This is a genomic window from Paraburkholderia sediminicola (genome assembly GCF_046026675.1).
GTDB lineage: Bacteria > Pseudomonadota > Gammaproteobacteria > Burkholderiales > Burkholderiaceae > Paraburkholderia > Paraburkholderia sediminicola_F.
The window spans coordinates 2,853,216-2,876,877 of record NZ_JAQQEY010000002.1 but is presented as its reverse complement, the minus strand read 5'-3'; the positions used below and the strand labels follow the sequence as shown (position 1 = coordinate 2,876,877).

Annotated in this window: 21 protein-coding genes; 18 read left to right on the top strand and 3 right to left on the bottom strand. The window is 60.4% G+C overall.

Translation table 11 applies throughout. From position 1 onward, the window contains the following. Window positions 1-145 precede the first annotated feature (145 nt). Window positions 146-355 (bottom strand): hypothetical protein, encoded by a 210-nt coding sequence (locus PQQ86_RS32545; RefSeq protein WP_408276539.1) that lies wholly within the window; start codon window positions 353-355, stop codon window positions 146-148. A gap of 8 nt (window positions 356-363) precedes the next feature. Here PQQ86_RS32545 and PQQ86_RS32540 point away from each other — a divergent pair, with 8 nt between their 5' ends. Beyond that, on the top strand, window positions 364-573 hold the full coding sequence (locus PQQ86_RS32540; RefSeq protein ID WP_408276537.1) for a hypothetical protein: 210 nt from the start codon (window positions 364-366) through the stop codon (window positions 571-573). Between the two features lie 826 nt (window positions 574-1,399). Here PQQ86_RS32540 and PQQ86_RS32535 read toward each other — a convergent pair. Then, on the bottom strand, window positions 1,400-1,981 hold the full coding sequence (locus PQQ86_RS32535) for a hypothetical protein (protein WP_408276534.1): 582 nt from the start codon (window positions 1,979-1,981) through the stop codon (window positions 1,400-1,402). 301 nt (window positions 1,982-2,282) lie between these two features. Between PQQ86_RS32535 and PQQ86_RS32530 the strand changes: the two genes are divergently transcribed. The 3 genes from PQQ86_RS32530 to PQQ86_RS32520 all read left to right on the top strand — a co-directional run bounded on the left by PQQ86_RS32530 (window position 2,283) and on the right by PQQ86_RS32520 (window position 5,458). After that, complete coding sequence (locus PQQ86_RS32530; RefSeq protein WP_408276531.1) at window positions 2,283-2,570, top strand: hypothetical protein; 288 nt, start codon at window positions 2,283-2,285, stop codon at window positions 2,568-2,570. A gap of 824 nt (window positions 2,571-3,394) precedes the next feature. After that, complete coding sequence (locus PQQ86_RS32525) at window positions 3,395-3,529, top strand: hypothetical protein (RefSeq protein ID WP_408276529.1); 135 nt, start codon at window positions 3,395-3,397, stop codon at window positions 3,527-3,529. Between the two features lie 792 nt (window positions 3,530-4,321). After that, complete coding sequence (locus PQQ86_RS32520; protein WP_408276526.1) at window positions 4,322-5,458, top strand: porin; 1,137 nt, start codon at window positions 4,322-4,324, stop codon at window positions 5,456-5,458. Window positions 5,459-5,548: 90 nt separating this feature from the next. Here the strand turns inward: PQQ86_RS32520 and PQQ86_RS32515 are convergent, their stop codons facing one another. Beyond that, window positions 5,549-6,565 (bottom strand): ABC transporter substrate-binding protein, encoded by a 1,017-nt coding sequence (locus PQQ86_RS32515; protein WP_408276523.1) that lies wholly within the window; start codon window positions 6,563-6,565, stop codon window positions 5,549-5,551. 165 nt (window positions 6,566-6,730) lie between these two features. Between PQQ86_RS32515 and PQQ86_RS32510 the strand changes: the two genes are divergently transcribed. The 14 genes from PQQ86_RS32510 to PQQ86_RS32445 all read left to right on the top strand — a co-directional run bounded on the left by PQQ86_RS32510 (window position 6,731) and on the right by PQQ86_RS32445 (window position 23,198). Continuing rightward, a complete protein-coding gene (locus tag PQQ86_RS32510; RefSeq protein WP_408276520.1) occupies window positions 6,731-7,702 on the top strand; it encodes a LysR substrate-binding domain-containing protein in 972 nt (323 codons plus the stop codon). A gap of 227 nt (window positions 7,703-7,929) precedes the next feature. Further along, a complete protein-coding gene (locus PQQ86_RS32505; protein ID WP_408276517.1) occupies window positions 7,930-8,970 on the top strand; it encodes a Bug family tripartite tricarboxylate transporter substrate binding protein in 1,041 nt (346 codons plus the stop codon). A gap of 126 nt (window positions 8,971-9,096) precedes the next feature. Further along, window positions 9,097-9,951, top strand: a complete 855-nt coding sequence (locus PQQ86_RS32500; RefSeq protein WP_408276514.1) for an amidohydrolase family protein — start codon at window positions 9,097-9,099, stop codon at window positions 9,949-9,951. 119 nt (window positions 9,952-10,070) lie between these two features. Further along, complete coding sequence (locus PQQ86_RS32495; protein ID WP_408276513.1) at window positions 10,071-12,113, top strand: tripartite tricarboxylate transporter permease; 2,043 nt, start codon at window positions 10,071-10,073, stop codon at window positions 12,111-12,113. Window positions 12,114-12,226: 113 nt separating this feature from the next. Beyond that, window positions 12,227-12,799: a carboxymuconolactone decarboxylase family protein gene (locus tag PQQ86_RS32490; RefSeq protein ID WP_408276511.1), complete on the top strand. Its 573-nt coding sequence runs from the start codon at window positions 12,227-12,229 to the stop codon at window positions 12,797-12,799. An 89-nt stretch (window positions 12,800-12,888) separates the two neighbouring features. Beyond that, window positions 12,889-13,872: a LysR substrate-binding domain-containing protein gene (locus PQQ86_RS32485; protein ID WP_408276508.1), complete on the top strand. Its 984-nt coding sequence runs from the start codon at window positions 12,889-12,891 to the stop codon at window positions 13,870-13,872. A gap of 155 nt (window positions 13,873-14,027) precedes the next feature. Continuing rightward, window positions 14,028-14,999 carry an ABC transporter substrate-binding protein gene (locus PQQ86_RS32480; RefSeq protein ID WP_408276506.1) on the top strand — a complete coding sequence of 324 codons (972 nt, stop codon included), beginning with the start codon at window positions 14,028-14,030 and terminating at the stop codon, window positions 14,997-14,999. Between the two features lie 22 nt (window positions 15,000-15,021). Further along, window positions 15,022-16,047 carry an amidohydrolase family protein gene (locus tag PQQ86_RS32475; RefSeq protein WP_408276503.1) on the top strand — a complete coding sequence of 342 codons (1,026 nt, stop codon included), beginning with the start codon at window positions 15,022-15,024 and terminating at the stop codon, window positions 16,045-16,047. A gap of 25 nt (window positions 16,048-16,072) precedes the next feature. Further along, window positions 16,073-16,918, top strand: coding sequence for an amidohydrolase family protein (locus PQQ86_RS32470; protein ID WP_408276500.1), 846 nt, complete (start codon window positions 16,073-16,075; stop codon window positions 16,916-16,918). A 67-nt stretch (window positions 16,919-16,985) separates the two neighbouring features. Continuing rightward, complete coding sequence (locus tag PQQ86_RS32465) at window positions 16,986-17,843, top strand: HpcH/HpaI aldolase family protein (RefSeq protein ID WP_408276498.1); 858 nt, start codon at window positions 16,986-16,988, stop codon at window positions 17,841-17,843. After that, complete coding sequence (locus PQQ86_RS32460; protein ID WP_408276496.1) at window positions 17,843-19,393, top strand: acetolactate synthase large subunit; 1,551 nt, start codon at window positions 17,843-17,845, stop codon at window positions 19,391-19,393. The genes PQQ86_RS32465 and PQQ86_RS32460 overlap by 1 nt, the downstream gene beginning before the upstream one ends. 43 nt (window positions 19,394-19,436) lie before the next feature. Then, window positions 19,437-20,330, top strand: a complete 894-nt coding sequence (locus PQQ86_RS32455) for a type 2 periplasmic-binding domain-containing protein (RefSeq protein ID WP_408276493.1) — start codon at window positions 19,437-19,439, stop codon at window positions 20,328-20,330. Between the two features lie 46 nt (window positions 20,331-20,376). Continuing rightward, window positions 20,377-21,729 carry an MFS transporter gene (locus PQQ86_RS32450; RefSeq protein WP_408276490.1) on the top strand — a complete coding sequence of 451 codons (1,353 nt, stop codon included), beginning with the start codon at window positions 20,377-20,379 and terminating at the stop codon, window positions 21,727-21,729. Between the two features lie 206 nt (window positions 21,730-21,935). After that, window positions 21,936-23,198, top strand: coding sequence for an MFS transporter (locus tag PQQ86_RS32445; protein ID WP_408276487.1), 1,263 nt, complete (start codon window positions 21,936-21,938; stop codon window positions 23,196-23,198). Window positions 23,199-23,662 lie beyond the last annotated feature (464 nt).

Genomic DNA, 23,662 nt, shown 5'->3' with positions numbered 1-23,662 from the left:
CTTCAGGAATCATCCGTCTCAGAGACAGCAACTGCGCTAATCACGATCCCGTTCAGGAATGGAACTCGCCAGCCCCAGGTGGTGATAGCTTCTGCGCGCTCAACAGCGTTGTGAACGTCGCACCCATTGCAAATCCGGCCAGCGTTCAGAGCGCGGCGCTACCGATCTGGCCGCGCCGCTTGTCACCCGCTTGCTCGACGAGAAACGTCACGGAGGTGCCCATCTCTCCCGCCACGGCGAGTCCTTGGAGTAAGCGCAACAGGACGAGCAAAATGGGTGCCACCACGTCGACTTGCGCATAGGTCGCATACCCATCATGAATGTGGGCACGACCACACAGACGACTGAGGTACATTGCGCGACATGACGACCGAATTTCTCGTAGATATGGCCGAATACGAGCGCCCCGAACGGTCGCACGACGAAGTCGACCGCGAAAGCAGCGAACGACGCCAGCAACGATATGATGCGGAAGTGCCTTTGCGAGGAAAAAAACAAATTGCCAATATCACGCGGCGCCCGGTCCAGATTAGAGGCCGAGAACAAAATTATTCAAAACGGGCACAATCGTAAACGAACCGGATGTCACGGGCGCAAATAAGCACTGTACGATAATTTTACATAATTAAAGTTGCCGCTCGCGCAACGTGTGGACTAGGTTCAAGTCTCAACACCCGTTATCGCCGCAAAGCTCGCCGGGACGGTCAGAGAGGCGAAGGATAAGCGTTGGTCTGACTGCACGCCCAATTTGCTGGAGCCCCGTGCGGCGCCCTCTCTTGAAGGTTGTTCGATGTCCGCCCGCACGCTCCACCGCGTGCTCAGGGCTACGTGGACGAGGTCAGACGTCAATCAACCCTCAATCGAGCAACTGCTTGTATCGCCGCACACCGAATTTTCAAGATGATACTCAAAGAATTAAGTCATCAAAATTCAGTCTATTACGATGAGTATCATTATCTCAACGCACTGTCACGGCGCCTGTTTGTAACCGGAGAAAGTGCGTCCCTAGCCGATTGTGGGCTTCGTGAACGGGGCCCACGATCGGCACGACCGCCTCAAGTCGACCCAACCCGGTCAACCTACCGAAAGTCAAGACCGGCCGCTATCGGAGCCACAAGAGCCATTGAAGATCGTGGACTGTTGGCTGTCGCCGACTTCTTGGCCATGACGGCCCTTGAGGTGGCCGAGCTTGCTACCGGTTTTGAATGTAGAGCGTGTTAGGAACTCTGAAGTACTCGCACTGCATGAACGAGCGTGAGCATGGTCGTGAGTGTCCGCCGTGGCGTCGACCGATTGGGTCAGATAAGGCGAAATCTGGCCGTCAGCAGCTCGGCTCAAGGGACGCGGGTCTCACTTTGTCAGAATGGCGCAAAACGCGGCACCTGAACTCTCCCGGTGACTACTTGCTCGTTCCGGGCGTGACGGATATCGCAATCGCTTCGGTGTGCACAATCTCAACCTGATCACCCCTGCGAATGTTCTTCAGCTGCTCTGGGTCCACCAATACATCCATCGTGCCCTGTGGCCCTTTTATGGTGACGTGTGTCCCCTTTGCGTCGACGGCAACGACATCGCCAACTACTGTCACCTCACGACTGATTGTGCCGCCCGGTTCGGTTCCGGACGCGGCCGGATGCACGATCTGCCGCTCCGTGGCAGACCGCGGGCCGCTTGTTTTCCTGAGACTTAGAGACCTCGCCTCCCGGTACTCGGTGGTGACCACATCGCCAACCTTGAGCTGATCAAAGTTGCGCACTTCCTCGCCCGCCTCAACGTTTTCGACGCGGCCGTTCTTGTCCTTGAGCGTGACGGTCCTGGTAGCGGGGTCAATGGCGACGACCGTGGCAATGACCGTTGCCGTTCCTGTCACGGTGGTCTTGTCGGTTCCTTTTGTGATCTCCACAGACGTCTGTGGCTGGGCAAATGCCGGGCAGGTCATCATGGCGACGGCGGCCGCCACAAGGAAATACTGAATCTTCATTGCCGTGCTCCTTGCATGGATGATCGCTCACCATTACTGGGGAAACTTAGTCAGGTCATCAGCCCGGCCGTAGTAAGGGGAGAAACAAATTGTCGCATTTGTTGTGATTTTCCATCCCAGCAACCACATACGCGCTTCGCTGGAGGGTCTATAACGAAACCCAAGGTGGGGCAACTCGCTGGCCCCGCACCGCCCCTGAAGTCAGCGAGTTCAACCTTGGAGGCGTAGCAACTACGATCTGATAAATCCATGTTTTCTCTTTTCGAATCTCGATTAGTTGGGTTGGGTACCGGAGGTGACCATGGAGTACGAGTACGGCGGTTGGGTCATCGATGCAACCCCGGAATTTTCGCTTGGACAGTTCTTCGCCCATGCGTGGATCATCCGGGCATCGCCGGACGATGATGTGGACACTGAAATGCACATCGAACGCAATCTTGCCTGGTTCGATAGCGCAGACGAGGCGATCGAGGTCGCGCACCAGTGGGCGATTGAGTGGATCGATGCGCACGACGTTAACCTTGCCAGCACGGAGGCTAATTCTTCGACATGGCAGGACGATGTAGTGGCGAAGGCTCCGGCCAGATGAAAGTCCGGATACATGATCCTGAGGCCGGGCGACTGGTGCTGTAGCCATTCCGCAACGCCTGCGTCAGCGATGGCACAGTCTCGCCCCGCGACAGACGCGGCAATGCGGCCTTTCGCAAATATTCAGACGGGATACCCGATTGCTTCAGCACGGGGACGTGTAGCATCAAACCAACGTCAGCGCTCCTTGCGCGGCGTGTGTGTTCAGGCCGCGGCCGTTGTCTGCGGCTTTTTTTGCATCCGGAATCTCTCCGGCATTTGTGCAAGACATCCTGCGCCGCTAACTTCAACGGCACAAACGGCCAGCGCAGACTTACCGAAGGGAAAACGGCGGCCTCGGACGTCGCCGACCGTCGATATGGGCTTTTGCGTATTCAATGGCAAACCTGCATGCCGCACTCTCGGATGCGAAGTAACCAGGAATGCCAAAAATTTCGCGTTTGCCGTTCCGGTGCGTGACTATCGCTGTTGCTGCGTAGCCTGGGATGGGAAACCGGGGCGAGCGGCATGATCGTCGATGCCTTGTATTCCATGGGATCAGCTGCATGGCATGTCGCTCCTTGTCGTCGTTCGGCGAGCCAACTGTGACGCCTCAATTGTTCTATCCTAGGCCAATTGAGCGGCGATCTAAAGGTGCGGGCCAAACTGTCGGCAAGGGGGGCTCAGCGTTTCTCCATAAACACATACGAAGCTGCTAGGGGTACATCGCGTCCCTCATCTCGTGCCGGGGTTCCGTGCGTTATTGCAAGGTTCGGTAGGGGCTTGCCTTCTCTCAGGTTCTAGCTCACTCGGACGCTAGGCCTTTGACGCGAGATCGTCCAGTACGTGCTGGAATTGAGCGGTGGTCTGACGGGCGCCATTTCGACGATCCTGAACGACGCAGCCGAACTGTCGATCAGAAACGGTGACGAGTTCATCGGTATCTCACACCTCGAACGGGTCGCTCGCGAACATGCGTGATCCTGTCACGCCATGGCCAATTGCTCCTCGGCCGTTTTTCGAAGAGGCATTTGGCAGCTGGCTGGGCCGAGTTGCGACGCGTTACGAGATCAGCATGGGCATGCTTTGGGAGACAAGCACAGGGCTGGGACTGCCGAACCTTGGCGAAGCCGGGTGGACATTGTTTCCTCCGGTCGCCGCATCGCCGCTAGATCGACTCTCGAAATTAGCCCGTGTGGGCGACGGGGAAATTGGCCGCAATCCAGACGCCGCCCGAATGGTTGGTCGACCAGCGTTACCTTGAATATTGCTTCAGATGCCTCGTGGTCAACGAAGCCGACGTTTCGGCACTGCGGTGGGAGAAGGAATGGCCCGATCCGGCAGCCGAATATTGCAGTACGCACCATAGTCTGCTGGAGACGGTCCCAGCATCGGTTTTTCGAAAAGCTGTCAACTTCGGCACAGCGCTTCGGGCAATATCGCGCTATCGAACTCCTCGGTTTCCACCAAACAGACGGCTACGCTAGCGGCGTTACTGAACTTGCTAGCGCTCCTGTGAACACGGCTAGCATTAGTTGTGAACGCCAACAATTACTGCCGAAACGTTGACACTTTACTTCGGTCTACGGCCGGGCAAGCCTTAACTGTTCGCTCAAGCCGAACGCAGTTTTATTCAATAGACCGGCGGCGACGTACTGTCAAAATTTCACTGCGTTACAAACAAACGAAAAACGTGGTTCACACCGGGACGGTGACCGTCTCGGGCTCGCTACCAGAGCAAATCGTGAAGCACCACAGGAGACAGTGAAGATCATGAATTACAAGACCGCATTATGTGCCTGTGCCGCATTGTTGAGCGCGGTGCCAGCATGGGCGCAAATTGAAGACGAGGGCGTGTCGCCCACCAAGGCAAGCATGGTGACGCTATACGGCTTGATCGATCAGGGGGTGGAGTACGTCAACAACGTAGCCAAGGGTAAAACTGCTACGACCAATGCATATCGCACAGGGGACGGTACCGCAACGTCCTACTTCGGAATTCGCGGTAGCGAAAATCTCGGCGGAGGCGTGGAGGCCATCTTTGACCTGCAAGGCGGCTTTATGCCTGGCAACGGTACGTCGAGGCAAGGCGGCCGCCTGTTCGGTCGGCAATCCTATGTCGGCCTCGACGGAAAATACGGTCGTCTGACGTTCGGCCGCCAATACACCATGCGGTTTTATGCGGTTTCCTTCATCAACCCATTCGGAACGGGCGCCCAAGGTCTCACCACGCTCGATAACGGAATTGCTAATGCGCGGGCTGATAGTTCCGTCAGCTACCGTTATTTCCTTGGCAACTTCGAAGCCGGAGTGAACTACAGTTTCGGCCGTGATGCCGTCAACGGTGACCCGGCGACCGCTGCTGCCGCCGATTGCCCGGGCGTAGCGTCACCTTCGAACCAATGCCGGGAATATTCGATGATGGCCAAATATGAAGGGCACACCTGGGGCCTCGCCAGTTCCTACGAGCGGAATTATGGCGGCACGTCAGGGACATTCGGCGGTCTCACTTCACCGAAGCTCACGGACAGCCGGTTCACGTTGGGCGGCTACTTCAAGATCAGTCAAGCCAAGTTCGGCGTGGGTTGGATCCGGCGCGACGACGAAGGCCTCAAGACGCCAAAAAGCAATCTGTTCTGGGTGACAGGCACCGTGCCGGTGACCCCGTTCTTCTATGTCGACGGCATGGTGGCGGACCTCAAATACGACCATTCGCCCAACAAGGCGCTGGTGCTCGTGTTGCGCGGAGAATACCTGCTGTCCAAGCGTACCTTCCTTTATCTGACGGGCGAGCGCATTCATAACGACGGCAATCTCGCTCTTTCGGCGACCACCATTACGCCTGTCCCGACGCCGCCGGCTGGCGGCTCGCAGATTTCCATCATCGCGGGTATCAGGCATACGTTCTGACTTTGCGGCGCGGCGCGGCACCCCTGCGAATCGCCCCGACACGACACGAGGAGGCACGTGACGAAGTCCGGGGCTATTCGCAGTTGGCGTTCAGACGCTCAGCTTCGCCGCGGCACTCGCCGCCGACATGTCGGCCACCGCGGCGAACGGTTGCTTCTGCTTCAGGCTACCAAGACCAATGAACATATCTTGCAGATAGCCGATGTCGCCGCCGGTGAGCGTCAGGTCTCTGGAATAGGGCCGTTGCATCTGATTGAAATCCCAGGTGGCCTGAGCCGACGTCTTGTCGAAATTCTTCTGGGCGCGTCTGCGCGCTTCGAAGAAGGCGTCATGCGCTCCCGGCGACATCAGGTAGTTATAGAGCGCGCCATAGGCGGCCGTCACCGCGACCATCCCTTCGTGCTTCTCCCTGATCGCGGAATTGGATGCGTAGGCAGTCTGGAACGTGCATTTGGGTAGTGCCTGCCACATGTTGGCCTCGTTGATCACGACCAGTCCGTCCTTGTCGTTCAGATGCGAGATGCTCGAACAGCAGGCGTCTGCCTCGCCATTGACAACCGCCTCGTGGCACTGATCGTTGCTGCCTTGGTCGACGAAATTCACCTGCGAAGCGTCGATGCCTTTTTCTTTCATGAGTTGCAGCATCAGTGTGTGAAGCAAACCCAGTCTCGGGCCGACCGCGACCGTCTTGCCCTTCAGATCGGTGAGCGTTGTTATCGCAGCGGGCCTCGCAAAGACTGTCAGCGCACACTTTTTCATACCGGCGCCGACGATCTTGACCCTCGCGCCTTGCGCGATACGCGATAACACCATGTTGTAGCCGGATACCATGCAGACATCCGCCGCACCAGCGGATATGGCATCGAAGGGGCCGGTGACACCGGGCATCTCGACAATCGCGGCGTCGACGCCGAATTGCCTGAAATAGCCTTGCTCGTCCATGAGCGCGTTCAGCGTGGCGTTCTCCAGCCCCGGATTGCTGACGATCCGAATCTGGGTGGTGGTGGCTCGCGCAATAAACGGCGCGGCGATGCCGCTCGTAGCAACGCTCAGCCCGAGAAGGCCGGCGCTTCGCAGGAAGCGGCGGCGGTCGAAGGTGGGGGGCATGGGCTGTCTCCGTGCGCTGGTTGAACCAGCGAGTTATAGGCGTGCGGCGACGAACGGCTTCGACGCGCGCACTCGGAGTGTGCCTGCGGGTTGCCCCTTCAGTCGATTGAGTAAAATTGCCGTAGACTTAACGAATTGGTAAAACCCCGAAGAGAGGTATATGACGTGTCGGAGCTTGACTGGTACCTGCAGCTCAACCTGAAGGCGCGGCAGCTGCGCCTGCTCGTGACGATCGACACGTATCGCAATCTGAGCCAGGTCGCCGAAGTCACTCATGTGACCGTGCCCGCCGTGTCGAAGTCTCTGGCGGAACTCGAGCGGGGCCTGGGATTCGCGCTGTTTTCACGCACCACACAAGGCTTGGTGCCCACGCCGTACGGCGATTGCCTGATTCGGCACGCGCGCTCGATATTGGCGATTCTGCATCAGGCCCGCGACGAGTTGAAGGCCCTCAGTTCAGGGACGGAGGGCAAGATTCACATTGGCATGTTGCCGGCCTCTGCCTCCGTGCTGCTGCCGCAGGCGCTGAGCCTGCTGAAGCAGCGTTCGCCGGGCACCAACGTGGTGGTGAACGAGGGCACCACGGCCTCGCTGTTGCCTGAACTCTGGCAAGGTCAGCTCGACCTGGTGGTGGGCCGCCTGCCGGCACCCGACACGCTAGGCAGCTTCGAGGAGAAGGAGCTTCTCGAGGAGCCCGTGACGCTGGTAACCGGCCGTCAACATCCGTTGGCGCGAAGGAAAACCCTGGCGTGGTCGGATCTTCACCCTTATCCGTGGATCCTGCCGCCGCCCGGTTCGATTCTACGCGATCCCCTGGAGCGGGCTCTCGAAGCGCACGATGTACCGCTCACCAACAACTACATCGAAACGCTCTCGATCCACGTCGTACGCGCGCATTTGCAAGTCTCGGACTGCATTGCCGTGATGGCCGACACGTCCGCCAACGAGAGCACGCAGCCGCTTCATACGCTTCCGTTAAGCCTGCCGCGATTGCTGCGCCCGGCGGGCGTGCTGTGGAATCGCAATCGCGGCTTGACGCCCAGCGCGCAGCTGATGGTTGCTTGCCTGGAAGAGGCCGCCAGGCTTCTCGAACTGAAAGGGCAGGGACGCGCCAACCGTATCCGTCGACAAGACTAGTCCTCAGCAGCGGGCTGTCCCTTCGCGCGCGGTGCCGGCGCGCGAGCCTTAACCGTTTACTCAAACCCTGGGCGGTTTTTCTCAATTGACCCGGTTTGGCGGGCTGGCAAAATCTGATTGCGTCCACTCATAAGCGGACGGCAACGCGATCCATCCGGACCACGGAGACCATCTCCGACTCGTCACGATGGCGGATTGCGGATCAATACAAGGAGACAGGGACGACTATGAACTACAGGACCGCCATATGCGCTTGCGCGGCGCTGTTGAGTTTTGCCGCAACGGCATTTGCCGGGCCAGCTCCTGATCCGTCTGTCGAAAAGTTTTATCACGGCAAAGCCCTGACCCTGGTTGTCAGCGCTGACGCAGGCACGCCGACCGACATCATTGCGCGGCAGTTCTCGCGCTTTTTCGTCAAGTACATTCCCGGGCATCCGCAGGCGGTGGTGATGAACGTAGTCGGAGCTGGAGGAATGGTAGCGGCGGCTTCGCTCCAGTCCAGACAGCCTCATGACGGTACCGTGATCGGCTTCCTGCAACGCAATAACCTTTATATCCCGCTACTCGATCCGAGGCAAAACCGGTTCGATCCGCGGCAAGTCAGGTGGCTCGGCAGTCTGAACAAGGTCGAATACTGTCTGGTTGCAATGACCCGATCCGGTGTGACGACGGCGAGTGATCTCACCACAAAGAAAATGTATATCGGCGCGACAGGCTACGCCAACGAAGACAGAACGTTGCCGGCGCTACTCGATGAGTACATCGGCGCCAAAATGAGCATCGTGCCGGGCTATACGGGCCGCGGCGAGGTTTATCTGGCGATGCAGCGCGGCGAAGTCGACGGCTGGGCCTCGACCATCGACGGACTTCAGCAGGGCGAACCCGTGAGGATGCTCGCTGACGGGAAGATGAAGGTGTTGCTGCATCTAGGCTGGACAAGCCCGCCGGAGTTTCCGGATGTCCCGAATCTGAGTGCCTACATCACCAAACCAGACGACAAAGCGCTCTTCAACCTGTTCCTGCTGCCCTTTCAGGCGGGGCGGCCGATCGCTGTGCCGAAAGACGTGCCTGCGGATCGTCTGAATGCGCTTCGCGAGGCCTTTTCAAAGACGATCGCGGATCCCGAGTTCATCGAGGCAATGAAGCATTCGGGCTTTCCAGTCGATGCCATCGATGGAAGCGCGGTGGAACAGATCGTCAGCAAGCTGTACGCCACGCCCGAATCGCAACTCGAGAGCGCGCGCAAGCTTATCTTCAGTTCACATTGAACGCGGCCGGCGAGTGCGGCTGCCAGTTCTGCTTGCGAGCGGTCCTGGCTGGCTCTAACCCGGCAATGAGAATGTCATGAACCTCGCTGGGGTGACTGACAGCAATCCATCAGGAGGTCCAATCACATGACACCCGAAATCATCGACATCCACCCGCATATCATTTCGACGGATACGGTCCGCTACCCGATCGCGCCTCAGCATGGGCATCGCTCGAACTGGTCTGCCACGCGTCCGGTCACATTCGAGCAGATGATCGCCGAGATGGATGAAGCCGGCGTGGCGAAAGCCGCGATCGTGCACTCATCGACGACCTACGGTCACAATAACGCCTATGTGGCTGACAGCGTGGCGCAGCATCCGAGGCGCTTCACGGGTGTCTATTCCTTCGACTTGCTGGCCCCCGACGCATTGGAGACTTTCGATTACTGGTTGAAGCATGGAATGGGCGGAATCCGGCTTTTCACCGGCGGTGCCACTCACCAGAGCGACGGCAGCTGGCTGCTCAATCCGGCGACCTTCCCGATCTGGGCACGCTGCGCCGAAATCGGCATGACCATGGTCGTGCAGACGACGCCGGATGGTTTGTCGATGGTGGCTGAACTGGCCGAACGCTTTCCTTCCGTGAAGATCGCCCTCGATCATTGCGCGAGGCCCGATCTGGCCAATGGGCCGCCCTATGCAAATTGCGCGGCGCTATTCGAACTGGCGAAGTACGACAACGTCTATCTGAAGATCACGCCGCGGACCTTTGATCTTGCGCAGGCGGCACCGGGCGGGGCGGACGCGTTTTTCCCGCATCTGGTGAAGGTGTTCGGGGCGGATCATCTGGCCTTTGGCTCGAACTATCCGGCCTCCGCAGGACCGTTGAAAAAGCTGATCGATCAAGGGCACGCCTGTTTCGCAAGTCTCAGCGAGGAGGAGCGCGCATGGGTCTGGGGCCGCACGGCGAAAGTTCTTTACCCTGCGCTTGCCGACTGATCCTGGCGCGACGTTGAAGAGTTAGCACTGCGTTTTCAATCGATTCAGTGCAGAAATCTTCGACCCCTACTGGCTCACCGCGTGAGCCGACTGAGCCTGCTCTCTCATCAGGATGACGCATGCATTTTTACAACGACGCAACTCTGTTGGCAGCAGGCCATGCGCTGACGGCGCTCTTGCAGTTCAACCGCCTCATCTTTCTTGTCTTCGGCGTGGTGGTCGGACTGGCGATCGGGCTGTTGCCCGGCATCGGCGGACTCACGGGCTTCGCACTCCTCGTGCCGTTCACCTACACGATGGATCCGTATGCGGCCTTCGCGATGTTGCTCGGCATGGCTTCTGTGATCACCACTTCGGACGTGATACCGGCGGTACTCTTCGGCGTTCCGGGTCATGCGGCTTCGCAGGCCACGGTGCTCGACGGTTTACCGATGACCAAACGCGGCGAAGCAGCGCGCGCGTTGAGTGCGTGCTACACCTCCTCGTTGCTCGGAGGACTGATCGGGGCAATCATCCTCGCGTTCTCGCTGCCGCTGGTCCGGCCTTTCGTCCTCTCCATCGGCACGCCGGAAATGCTGGGACTCACGATTTTCGGCGTCTCAATGGTCTCGGCACTGTCTGGCAACGCGCCGCTGAGAGGCGTGGTTGCCGCGTGCTTCGGTATTCTGGTTGGCATGGTCGGCACTAATGTCGCAACCGGGCAAATGCGCTGGACGGGAGATCTCCTTTACCTGCAGGACGGTATCCCGTTGGTGCCGATCATCCTCGGCATATTCGCGCTGCCCGAACTGTGCGAACTCGCCATCAGACGCACGGCAATTGCCGAAAATGTGCAGTTCAGTTCGCGTGAAGGGATGCGGCAAGGTGTTGTCGACACGCTGCGCAACTGGTTCCTCGTACTTCGTTGCGGCGCGCTTGGCTCGGTTCTCGGCGCGGTTCCGGGCATTACCGGGGCGGTGACGGACTGGATCGCCTACGGGCATGCGTTGCAGACCTCGAAGGGTGCAAAGCAAACCTTCACCACGGGTGACGTGCGCGGCGTCATCGCCCCTGAAGCGGCCAATAACGCGCGAGAGGGCGGCAGCCTCGTGCCCATGCTGTCTTTCGGCGTACCGGGCGGCGCGGCGCAAGCCATCCTGCTTGGTGCGATGATGGTGCACGGGTTTATCCCCGGGCCCGACATGCTCACCAAGCATCTCGACCTGACTTATTCGATGGTCTGGTCCATCGCGTTGGCGAATATCTTCGGAGCCGGCCTCTGCTTCCTGCTCAGCGGGCAATTCGCCAAGATCTCGACGCTGCGCTACACGCTCATCCTGCCGGTCATCATGCCGATCATCTATGTCGGCGCGTTCCAGGGTTCGCGTAGCTGGGGCGACCTGTTCGTGCTGCTCATTGCAGGGTTGATCGGCTGGACCATGAAGCGGCTGAAATGGGCGCGTCCGCCACTGATCCTCGGTCTCGTGCTCGGCGTGCTGATGGAACGCTACATGTCGATCTCCTTCGTGCGCTATGGCACGGATTGGGTGACTCGGCCGGTGGTGATGGTTCTGCTCATTCTCGCGGCGCTGGTCTTTTTCAAACCGCTCTTCAAGCTGGTGCGCGGCGGCGGGCTCGCACACGTGCGCCCGAGCGGGAAGATCGCCCTCAAGCTCGAAGACCTCGTCTATGTTTTCTTTATCGGCATTGGGCTCTACATGCTGGCAACTTCGCAGGGATGGCTGCTGATGGCTCGAATCGGGCCGACCGTTGTCGCGAGCATTCTTGTGATCGCCGGGACCGTCAGCCTCGCCTACAAGATCTTCGTCATTCCGGCACAGGCAGGACTGTCGCATGCCGCGGGCGGCATCCATATGGATGTCTCGAGCGACCACGGAGAGAAACTGCCGAACAAGGTGACGCTGATGCGAGCCGCGCGGTTTTTTGGCTGGTTCCTCGCGTTTCTCGCCTGCATGGCCTTCATTGGTTTAATCCCGACGGTGCCGTTGATGATCGTCGCCTACATGCGCATCGAGGGCCGCGAGTCGTGGCGGCTCAGCCTGATCCTCGCGGTTTGCGTGACGGCGTTCCTCTACGCGATCTTCGATCAGATCATCCATATTCCCTGGCCGGACAGCTTGCTGGGGCAGTTATATCCGGCACTGGCTGTTGGTGGTACCTGACGGACTGGCTACTCCGCTCGATTGCCGGGTGGGGCAGCGCGTTGAACGCATCGATCGAGACATAAATCCTTGACGTGATGCATAGTATTCCTATTGACACGAAGCGTGCCGGATTGGATTCCTGCTTCGGCCGCTTCTTACTGGAAGGTGAAAGCATGATGGACAATCGACTCGAGCAGATCGACGCGGAGAAGGCCACCGACGAGCAGAAAAAAGTCATTGCACGTTTGGGCGAAGGGCGGGGTCGGATTCCAACACCGTTCAATATCTGGCTGCACAACCCGCATCTGGCCGAAGGAATGGAAATCATCGGCACCCACGTCGATCATTCTCCGGTGCTCAGCGAAGCGGAAAGCGAAGTCGCGATTCTCTCCACCGCGGTTTTCTGGAACGCGCCCTATGTCATTGCCAACCATCGCCGGCATGCACTGAAGTCCGGGGTTCCCGAGCCGGTGGTCACGGCGATCCTGGAGACGCGGCGGCCCGAAGGCGACGATGGGCGTTTGGGTCTGGTCTGCGACGCTGTCTGCGACATTCTCGCAGGAGGCGTGATCGACGACGCGAGCTTTGCCCGGTACGAGACGGGGCTGGGCCGCGCGGTGATTGCCGAGTTGCTCATCACGGTGGGCTATTTCACTTCGATTTCGCTCGGCATGAGTTTGCACGCGCTTAAGCCCAAGGGCTGATAGCCCATCCCGCGCCGGGTTGTTCGATAGCCTTGCCGTTATCCGTGCACGTTCCTTGACGAGATGACAAAACCGCAGAGGTACACGACGTGTCAGCACTTGACTGGTATCTGCAGATCAACCTGAAGGCGCGGCACATGCGCCTGCTCGTGACGATCGACACGTACCGCAATCTCACCCAGGTGGCCGACGTCACCCATGTGACCGTACCTGCAGTGTCGAAGTCACTGGCGGAACTCGAACGGGGACTCGGGCTCACGTTGTTCTCGCGCACTTCGCAAGGTTTGGTCCCGACGCCGTACGGCGATTGTCTGATTCGGCACGCGCGCTCGATGTTGACGATCCTGCACCAGGCTCGCGACGAGTTGAAAGCCCTGAGTTCCGGGACGGAAGGCAAGGTTCGCATCGGCATGTTGCCGGCCTCTGCTTCCGTACTGCTGCCGCAGGCGCTGAGCCTGCTGAAACAGCGGTCACCCGGAACCAACGTGGTAGTGAACGAGGGCACCACGGCCTCGCTCTTGCCTGAGCTCTGGCAAGGCCACCTCGACCTGGTGGTGGGCCGGTTGCCGCCGCCCGACACGCTGGGAAGCTTCGAGGAGATGGAGCTTCTGGAGGAGCCTGTGACCCTGATGACGGGCCGTCACCACCCGCTGGCCCGCAGAAGAACGCTGGCCTGGTCGGACCTGCTCCCCTACCCATGGATACTCCCGCCACCGGGTTCGATCCTGCGCGATCCACTGGAGCGCGCTCTGGAGGCGCACGACGTGCCGCTCACCAACAACTACATCGAGACACTTTCGATTCACGTCGCGCGCGCACAACTGCAGATATCGGATTTCATTGCCGTGATGGCCGACACGCCTGCCAGCGATAGCACGCAACCGCTACATACACTTCCGTTAAGTCTGCCTCGACTGCTTCGCCCGGCGGGCGTGCTGTGGAATCGCAATCGCGGCCTGACGCCTAGCGCGCAACTCATGGTTTCGTGCCTTGAAGAAGCGGCTCAACGCATGCTGACGGGCCACGGCGCCTCGCCGCGCACGGTGCCATCGAAGACTTTACCAATTGGTTAAGGCACTTGCAGCTTAATTCAATAGACGGAAAACCTTGCGGGAAAGATGATGTAGTCAACGAGATCACCCGATCAGCCTTGCAGCTTGCCGCACGAGAGGTTCGAGCGGCAAATGGCGCCAGGTTCATCAATTTGTTCAGTTCAAAGGAGACGAAGTTGACCAGCAAAGTACATCTCAAGATCGCCATTGCGGAGCACCCGCACACCGCTGCGATCCGTGATGGTTCGATCCCTATCGAAGGCGTCGACGCCGAGTTCATCACAGTCCATCCGCAAATCGGCGCCTTTCGCCGCATGGTTCGCGATGTCGAATTCGACGTGTGCGAACTGGCGCCGACCACCTACATCATTGCCCGCGCCTATGGCGCGCCTTTCGTCGCGCTGCCCATTTTTGTTGTGCGTCGTTTCCATCACGCCGGGTTGCTGGTGCGCCCGGACGCGGGAATCAAGACGCCCAAGGATCTCGAGGGCAAGAAGGTCGGCGTGCGCGCCTATTCGGTCACGACCGGCGCATGGACGCGTCAGGTGCTGATGGACGAATTCGGTCTTGATTCGTCGAAGGTGACTTGGGTGGTGGATGACGAAGAACATGTCACGCAATTGAAGCTGCCGCCGAATGTCATCCATGCACCGGAAGGCACCTCGCTGGCGGAGATGATGGAGAAGGGCGAATTGGTCGCCGGGTTCGGCGCCAATGCGGGCATTGGCCGCACGGGCGCACCGACGGGCGGCTGGAAGGAAGTCGAAGCCGACTATCCCGATCTGTTCCCGAACGCGGCCGAGCTGGAGGCCGAGTACTACGCCCGCACCGGCGTGTACCCGATGCACGGCACGATCGTCGTCAAGGATTCGGTGCTCGCCGAGCATCCCTGGGTGGCCAAGTCGATCTACGACGCTTTCGATCGCGCCAAGCAGGAGTGGCTGGCTCGTCTCGACGCGGGTGACCTCACCGACAAGAAGAACGCGAAGTATCTCGAGTTGCGCAAGATCGTCGGCCACGATCCGCTACCGTACGGCATCGAGGAAAACCGCAAGACCATCGAAGCGCTCGAAGCCACCGCGTTCAAGCAAGGCTTGACGCCGCGGCGCATGTCCATGAGCGAGCTGTTCGTCGATCCCCGCGTCTGAATCCCGCACGGAAACCAGAAACATGATTATCGATTGCCACGGCCACTTCACGACCGTCCCGGCTTCTTTCCGCGATTGGCGCGCCAAACAGATCGAGTTTGCCAACGACCCGGCCAATGCGCCGTCTGTCTCGGGAGCACACGTGACCGATGACGAGATCCGCGAGGGTGTCGGCAACGGCCAGTTGCGCCTGCAAAAGGAGCGCGGCGGCGATCTCACGTTGTTCTCGCCGATCGCCGGCCTGATGAGCCATCACCTCGGCAACGAGCGCACGAGCCTGGAGTGGGCCGAGGTGTCGAATAACCTCGTGCGCCGCGTCTGTGACATCTACCCGGACAACTTCGTACCTGTCTGTCAGTTGCCACAGTCGCCGCTGGCGCCGCCCAAAAACTCCGTGGCCGAGCTGCGCCGCTGTGTTGAGGAGATGGGGTTCGTCGGCTGCAATCTGAATCCCGACCCGAGCGGTGGCTACTGGACCGGCAAGCCGGTAACGGACCGCGAGTGGTACCCGCTCTACGAGGCGCTGTGCGATCTCGACGTGCCCGCCATGATTCACGTCGCGGCCTCGTGCAACCCATGTCACCACGGCACCGGCGCGCATTACCTGAATGCCGACACTTCGGTGTTCATGCAGTTGCTGCAGAGCGACCTCTTCAAGGACTTCCCGACGCTGCGCCTCGTCATCCCGCACGGCGGCGGCGCGGTGCCTTACCACTGGGGCCGCTACCGTGGCATGTCGCTGGAGATCGCCAAGCGTCCGCTCGAAGGTCTGCTGGACAACATTTTCTTCGACACCTGCGTCTACCATCATCCCGGCGTGGAACTGCTGACCAAGGTCGTGCCGGCGAGCAACGTGCTGTTCGGCTCCGAAATGGTCGGCGCCGTGCGGGGCCGCGACCCTGACACCGGCGAATATTTCGACGACACCAAGCGCTACATCGACGCCTGTGCGGCGCTGAGCGAGACCGACCGGCATGCCATCTTCGAGGGCAATGCGCGCCGCGTGTATCCGCGCCTGGACAAGCACCTCAAGGCCAAGGGCCTGTAAGCAGGCGAATAACAGGAGGGAGACCATGAGCATCATCGATATTCATCCGCATATCATTTCGGACGACGAGAAGCGCTACCCGCCCGCGCCGCTGTTCGGCAAGCGCTCGGACTGGTCGCAGGAGCGGCCCAACACCGTGGAGGCGCTGATCGAAGCCATGGATGTGGCAGGCGTCGCCAAGGCCGCGGTCGTGCATTCATCGACGACCTACGGCTTCGACAATAGCTATGTGGTGGACAGTTGCAACCGCTACAAGGATCGGCTCATTGCCGTCGGTTCCGTGGATATGCTGGCCGACGACGTACCGGCAGTGATCAAGGCCTGGGCCGATAAAGGCCTTGCCGGCTTGCGCATTTTCACCGGCGGCTCGACCAAGGATTTCGATCCTGGCGAGCTCGATAATCCCAAGTCCTTCAAGGCGTGGGAAATGCTCGCCGAACTGAAGCTGTCCATGTGCATCCAGACCGGGCCGATCGGCCTGCCGCAAGTGCGCATGCTGGCCGAGAGATTCCCGACCGCGAACATCATTCTCGACCACCTCGGCCGCCCTGACGTGCTCGACGGGCCGCCCTACGCCAATGCCGCCAGCCTGTTCGCGATGGCCGACCTGCCCAACCTCTATCTCAAGCTCACGCCTCGCATCTTCGGCGACGTGAAGAAGGAGAAGGCCAGTGCGGAGACCTTCTTCCCGCGCGTGGTCGAGGCGTTCGGCGCGGAGCGCCTCGCCTGGGGCTCGAACTTCCCGACCTCGCCCGGCGCACTCAAGGACATTCTGGCGACGGCTGAAGAAGGGCTCGCCAGCCTCGGCGAGGAAGACCGCGCCTGGATCTTCGGCAAGACTGCGCAGAAGCTGTACAGGGTTTTGAGCTGAGCTTCGAAACATGCCAACCGCGTGTGCCGTCACTGAAGCGGCACCGCAGCGAGAAAGAGAGATTCCTATGTCGACCAACCGTCTCAACAGCATCATTCGCGCCTTCGAATCGGGCAAACCCGCGCATGCCGCTTTCGCCAAGCTCGATAAGCAGACCGCCATCGAAATGAGCGATTCGCCGTATGACGGCATCGTCTTCGAAATGGAGCACAACCCGTACGACGTGAGCGCGCTTGGCGACGCTCTGCAGTACATGCTCAGCCGCAAACAGATCGCCGAGTCCGCATCGGTGGCCCCCAAGGTGACACCGCTGGCGCGGATTCCGGCCAATGGCGTCGAGATGAACCAGAGCTTCGCCAAGCAGGTGCTGGACCGCGGTGCTTACGGCGTGATCTGGCCGCATGTGGCGACCGTCGAGCAGGCCTACAACGCTGTCGCGTCCTGCCGTTATGCGCGGCCGAAGAGCGCGCCGCTGTACGAGCCCAAGGGCGTGCGTGGCGACGGCCCGGCCAATGCGGCGCGCTACTGGGGGCTTTCGATGCAGGAATACTACGAAAAGGCCGACGTGTGGCCGCTGGCGCCGCAGGGCGAGATTCTCGTCGGGCTGATGTGCGAAAGCACGCAGGCCATCGAGAACCTCGACGATATTCTCGCTAACGTGCCCGGCATTGGTTTCATTCTGATCGGTGAAGGTGATCTGAGTCAGGAGCTGGGATTCGCGCGCCAGTACGAGCACCCCGAGGTCGTGGATGCAATGCGCCGGATCGCTGAGACTTGCCACAAGCACAAGGTGGTGGTCGGGAATCCGCACGTCACGGCCAAGAACCATCGCCGCCTGATCGACGAGGGCTACCGCTTCCTGATGTCGGCACCGCAGCGGACTTATGGCGTGGTCGGTCTCGCACGCGAAGTGGCAGGTTACTGATGAACGGCGCGGAAAGTCTGGTCGCGACCCTGGTCGATCAGGACGTGGACATCTGCTTCGCCAATCCAGGCACCTCGGAGATGCACTTCCTCGCGGCGTTGGGAGACAATCCGAAAATGCGCAGCGTGTTGTGCCTGTTCGAGGGCGTGGCGACCGGCGCAGCCGACGGCTGGTACCGGATGAAGGATAAGCCGGCCTCGACGTTGCTGCATCTGGGACCGGGATTGGCGAATGGTCTCGCGAACATCCACAATGCAAAGCGCGCTTCGTCGGGCATGGTTAACGTCGTCGGCGAGCATTCGGTGTCACATCTCAAGTATGACCCGCCGCTGACCTCGGACATCGAGGGCCTGGCTCGGCCGCTGAGTCACTGGGTGCGGCGGGCCGAATCGTCGAACACCATCGCCTGGGACACGGCCCAGGCAGTGGCCGCGGCGAGCGAGCATCCGGGGCAGATCGCCACACTGATCCTGCCCGGCGATACCTCGTGGCAGCCGGTCGCGGGGGCCCCGGTGCTGCCGCCGCCCGTCGCGGCGAAGCGCAAGACGCCGAGCGCCGCGCGCATCGAGCACGTCGCCCGCGCGCTGCGCTCGGGCGAACCGACACTGATCATCCTGGCCAACAAAGCCACGCGTGGCGCGGCGCTCGACAAGGCCGGCCGCGTGGCCGCGGCCACCGGCGCGCAACTGGGCTCGCAGTTCTTCACCGCGCGCATCGAACGCGGCGCGGGCCGCGTGCCGATGGCGCGCATTCCGTACGCGGTCGCGCAGGCCACGGCTTTTCTCAGCGGATACAAGCACATCGTCACGGTCGAGACGAGGGAGCCCGTGGCTTTCTTCGCTTATCCGGACAAGCCGAGTCTGTTGAAGACCGAGGGCACGCTGGTTCATACGCTCGTCGAAGCCGACGAGGACAGCGAACTCGCCTTCGACATGCTGTTGCAGGCGCTCGGCGCCGATGGCGCCGCACCGCTCGTGCAGCCGCGCATCGAGACGCCGGTGCCGGCCGGCGCGCTCAACCCTACGAGCATCGCGCACGCGCTGGCCGCGGCGCTGCCCGAGCACTGCATCGTCGTGGACGAATCGCTGACGACGGGCCGCGAGTCCATGAACCTGACCATGGGCGCGCTGCCGCACGACCTCATCAACAACATGGGCGGCTCTATCGGTTACGCCACGCCCGTGGCCACCGGCGCGGCGCTGGCTTGTCCCGACCGGCGCGTCTTCTGCATGGTCGGCGACGGCAGCGCGATGTACACGATCCAGTCGCTATGGACGCAGGCGCGCGAGAGCCTGAACGTCACGACGATCATCTTTGCAAACAACAGCTACGCGATCCTCAAGGCCGAGTACGCCAACATGGGCGCGGGCACGCCCGGCGAACGGGCGATGTCCATGATCGATATCGACAAGCCGCGCATCGACTGGCTGGCCATGGCGAAGAGCATGGGCGTGCCGGCGGTGGCGGTGGACACGGCAGAGAGCTTCCACAAGGCGATGCGGGACTCGGTGCGCGAGCCGGGCCCCTGCCTCATTGAGGTCCGACTGTAGTTGTAACTCGATCCAGAAGATTCAGGCAAAAGGAGTGAAATCTATGACAACGACGCAGACAGCGGCGCCGACGCTGCGCACCAATCTGGCCGAATACGGGGTGACCAGGGCGATGCGTGACGGACGGGTGAACTCGGACCTCGTGACGCTCGACTACTGCGGGCCGACGCCGGCGCACAATGGCTTCAAGGCCATGGTGCGCGAGAATAAGTTCGACGCTGGCGAACTGGCCATCGTCACGTTTCTGCAGGCCAAAGCGTACGGCAAGCCATACGTTCTGCTGCCGACGCCGATTTCAGGGCGCTTCCAGCATCATTGCGCCGGTTACAACCTCGACTTCGGACACCTCGATCCAAAAGATATCGAAGGCAAAAAAGTTGGCGTGCGGACTTACACCCAGACGACCGCGCTGTGGATTCGTGGCGTTTTGCGCCACGAATACGGCGTCGATCTCGACAAGGTGACATGGATGACGCTGGGCGATGGGCACCTTGCCGAATATAGCGATCCAGCAAACTGCGAACGCCTGCCGGCGGGCTCGTCGATTCCGCAGATGATGCTCGATGGCGAGCTTGCCGCGGCGTTGCTCGGCGAGGACATGCCGAAGGACGAACGTGTACGCACGCTGGTGCCCGACGCTCAGGCCGCCGCGAAAGACTGGTTTGCGCGCACCGGCGTCGTGCCGATCAACCACATGTTCGTGGTGCACGAGAATGTGTCGAAGGAGCATCCTGAGGTCGTGCGTGAGATTTATCGAATGATCGTGGAAAGCCGCTCGCTTGCCGAAGGGGTGCCGGCCGTGTTTCCGCCGATTGGACTGGAAGCGAACCGTAAAGGCCTGCAACTGGCGATCGACTGGGCACTCGACCAGAAGATCATTCCGCGTCGCCTGTCCGTTGATGAACTGTTCGACGATGTGACCGGCAGCCTGGGATGAGAGATCGCTGACTGCCGAATAGAACGGCCAAAACATGGGAGACGGCGTGACAGAGACAACTCGACGGAAAGTGATAAAGCCCGAGAGCCGCTGGGTCATTCTCGTGCTGCTTGCACTCGGGCTGATGATCTCTTTCGTGGACCGCACGAGCATGTCCGCTGCTCTCGCCGACCATCACTTCGTGCACGAATATGCGCTGACACACGTCGAGCGCGGCTGGCTCGGCTCCGCCATGTTCTGGTCCTATGGGCTACTTCAGATGCCGATGGGCTGGCTGGTCGACCGTTATGGCGTGAAGTGGCCATACGCGATCTGCTTCCTGCTGTGGTGTCTCGCTGCGGCTGCAACCGGCCTCGTCACGACGCTTTCCGCTTTGATTCTCGTGCGTCTGTTGATCGGCGTTGCTGAAGCCGTGGTGGTGCCAGCCACGTATCGATACCTCGCCAACAACTTCGATGAAACCCGGAAGGGCACGGCTCTCGGGATTTACTCCATCGGAGGAAAGATGGGGCCGGCGCTTGGCGCGCCGATTGCCGTGTGGCTGATCGCGATCAGTTCGTGGAAAGCCATGTTCATTGTCACCGGCCTTGCCGGGCTGATCTGGCTGATGCCGTGGCTGCTGATGCTCAAGAACGATTTTCCGTCGTCGACCGAGCTGGCGGCGGCCAGGCGGCGTGCGGCTTCAGTGCCGCTCGGCAATCTTCTTGCGAGTCCGGTGGTGTGGGGCGGCCTGATTACCAATTTCTGCTACAGCTATTTCGCGTTCTATTGCATGACGTGGATGCCGGCGTATCTCGTCGAACAACGCGGCCTTTCTTTGCAGCAGTCCGGGCTTTACACCTTCTTTAGTTTTGCCGGCATTGCAATTGTGGCGGCGTTCTCCGGATGGGCAGCGGACCGACTGATCGCGCGTGGTCACGACGCCGTGCTGGTACGCAAATCGTTCATCGTGGCGGGCTTTATCGGCGGTACTACGGTTCTGCTTGGCGCGTACGCGCCGTCGCCGGACATGGCGATATTCTGGAACGTGGTCTCTCTTTCTCTGCTGGGTCTTGTCACGGCAAACAATCTCGCTCTGGTCAAACTCACGCTGATTCCCAAACAGGCGGTGGGCTTGAACACGGGTTTGCAGCAAGTGGCGACCAGCCTCGCAGGTGGCGTTTCCGCCAGCCTGTCGGGTTGGCTACTTCATCTGGGAGGCAGCTATACGCTGCCCATGCTCGCGATCTTCGTGTTTCTGATGCTTGGGGCGACCAGTACGGTGGTGTTGCTGCAGTGGAAATGGGCGCCGAAAGTTAATGAGAGCGGACACGGTGAGCAGCAGAACGAAGACATGGTGGCGAGAACATTGCTGAGCGCCAATACGCTCAGTTCAAAAGATCGGCCGATACGCCGCTGATTCTTGTCGATGCTCTTTTTACCCTGACGGTTAATGCACCGAACATTGACCTTTCGTAGCATCTGGTTGTCTTTTGATTTTATGCCGATAAGAATTCTCGCTAATCACCCACCTGTCCACGCCGCGGAAAGCGTGCTGTTATTGCCGCGCGATCTGAACGGGTGTTGCTCAACGTCATACACGCTGTCGAAAGAGTGGGAACCGGCATGACGGGCGGTCACGATACGTCGTCGTCGTCGTCGCCGGCGTCCGCGGCTCGCACGGGCAATGCGTCTTTGCTGCGGCAATCCGCATTGACGCGCTTCCTCATAGCTCGAGTCGGTTCCATCACGGCCCAACAGATGCTGATGCTGGCGATCAGCTGGCACATGTATGACCTGACATCCAGCGCCTGGTATCTCGGCCTTGTCGGCCTCTTTCAGTTCATGCCCGGGCTCGCGACGACATTCGTCGCCGGCCATTGCGCTGATCGCATGCATCGAGGCCAGATGGTCGCAGTCTGTCTCGCGGCCCAGGCCGCGACGGCCACGCTGCTCGCTGTATCGACCATGACGCACATCGTGACGCGCGACCTGCTGCTTGGACTCTCGCTTGTTCTCGGCGCGATTCGGCCGTTTCAGATGTCGGGACAGCAAGCGCTGCTGCCGATGCTTATACCGCAGACATTGCTGGCACGTTCGATGGCGCTCAGCACGGTGGTGCAACAGGTCTGCGTAATCGCGGGGCCGGCGTTGGGCGGCATGCTGTTCGCGATCGGCGTCAACGCCCTCTATCTGACCTGCACTGTGCTGTTCTGCGTGAGCGCTGTGATGTACGCGTTGATACGTTACGACTACGTCCCGCCGCCGCGCGAACCGGTCACGGCGGCGACGGTCCTTGCCGGCCTGCGCTTCGTCTGGAGCAACCCGTTGTTGCTAGGTGGCATCTCTCTCGATCTGTTCGCGGTCCTGTTTGGCGGCGCCACCGCGCTGCTGCCTGTCTACGCAAGAGAGATTCTGCATGTCGGCCCGCAAGGTCTGGGCTTGCTACGCGCCGCGCCGGCTGTGGGCGCGCTTTGCGTCGGCCTCGTACTCTCCCGGCGAGCCATCGGCAGCCGCGTCGGCAAGAAACTGCTGATTGCTGTCGCCATCTACGGAATGTGTATCGTCGCCTTCGGGCTGTCACGATCGTTTCCGCTATCCCTATTACTGCTGGCGATCTCGGGTGGCGCCGACACGATCAGCGTGGTGGTGCGGCAGACGCTTGTTCAACTGGAAACACCGGATCGCATGCGCGGACGGGTCGCCGCCGTGAACACGCTCTTTATCGGCGCGAGTAACCAGTTGGGGGAATTCGAATCCGGGGCGACCGCCACGGCGTTCGGCGTGGTTGGCTCGGTGGTAATGGGCGGCTGTGCGACGGTCCTCGTCAGTGTTGCATGGAGTCGGCTGTTCAAGCCGCTGGCCCGACGCGAAACGTTCACTGACTGAAGTGCTTGCGTGGCACAGGACGAGGGAAAGAGGGCAAAGGGGCGCGCAACAAGATGTCACGAACAGACTTAACGCTCTGGTTAAGTCATCGTCCTTTAACTTCAATGGACGGCAACCGCAACGCGCACGATGATATCGATACCGCCTCGTCGCTTGCGGAGCATGGAGATGCGAAATGAACGATCGGTGCAAATCCCTTCAGGCCCTTGTGAAGGACTGGTTTGGAAACGGCGAGAGTTTTCGCGTCACCCGACCTGATCGTTCGAGGAAAATGCCATGGCGAGTGGTGAGAGTGGAAGTGACCCGTTCGGCCGGGCCGCTGGCGCTCGTCTTCTTTCGACATGACGATGGCGCGTGGTGTGTCTACCCACCCTCAACTGTTCAACCAACCATGAATTGGCTTCGGAACTAGCTGCACGATTTGACGCTGTCGCGCCTTTCCCCTACACGGAGTCCACGCTTGC

Bases quoted from the DNA above. Each gene is read 5' to 3' on its own strand.
- PQQ86_RS32545 (WP_408276539.1), bottom strand. From the start codon at position 355: ATGTACCTCAGTCGTCTGTGTGGTCGTGCCCACATTCATGATGGGTAT.
- PQQ86_RS32540 (WP_408276537.1), top strand. From the start codon at position 364: ATGACGACCGAATTTCTCGTAGATATGGCCGAATACGAGCGCCCCGAA.
- PQQ86_RS32535 (WP_408276534.1), bottom strand. From the start codon at position 1,981: ATGAAGATTCAGTATTTCCTTGTGGCGGCCGCCGTCGCCATGATGACC.
- PQQ86_RS32530 (WP_408276531.1), top strand. From the start codon at position 2,283: ATGGAGTACGAGTACGGCGGTTGGGTCATCGATGCAACCCCGGAATTT.
- PQQ86_RS32520 (WP_408276526.1), top strand. From the start codon at position 4,322: ATGAATTACAAGACCGCATTATGTGCCTGTGCCGCATTGTTGAGCGCG.
- PQQ86_RS32515 (WP_408276523.1), bottom strand. From the start codon at position 6,565: ATGCCCCCCACCTTCGACCGCCGCCGCTTCCTGCGAAGCGCCGGCCTT.
- PQQ86_RS32505 (WP_408276517.1), top strand. From the start codon at position 7,930: ATGAACTACAGGACCGCCATATGCGCTTGCGCGGCGCTGTTGAGTTTT.
- PQQ86_RS32500 (WP_408276514.1), top strand. From the start codon at position 9,097: ATGACACCCGAAATCATCGACATCCACCCGCATATCATTTCGACGGAT.
- PQQ86_RS32495 (WP_408276513.1), top strand. From the start codon at position 10,071: ATGCATTTTTACAACGACGCAACTCTGTTGGCAGCAGGCCATGCGCTG.
- PQQ86_RS32475 (WP_408276503.1), top strand. From the start codon at position 15,022: ATGATTATCGATTGCCACGGCCACTTCACGACCGTCCCGGCTTCTTTC.
- PQQ86_RS32470 (WP_408276500.1), top strand. From the start codon at position 16,073: ATGAGCATCATCGATATTCATCCGCATATCATTTCGGACGACGAGAAG.
- PQQ86_RS32465 (WP_408276498.1), top strand. From the start codon at position 16,986: ATGTCGACCAACCGTCTCAACAGCATCATTCGCGCCTTCGAATCGGGC.
- PQQ86_RS32460 (WP_408276496.1), top strand. From the start codon at position 17,843: ATGAACGGCGCGGAAAGTCTGGTCGCGACCCTGGTCGATCAGGACGTG.
- PQQ86_RS32455 (WP_408276493.1), top strand. From the start codon at position 19,437: ATGACAACGACGCAGACAGCGGCGCCGACGCTGCGCACCAATCTGGCC.
- PQQ86_RS32445 (WP_408276487.1), top strand. From the start codon at position 21,936: ATGACGGGCGGTCACGATACGTCGTCGTCGTCGTCGCCGGCGTCCGCG.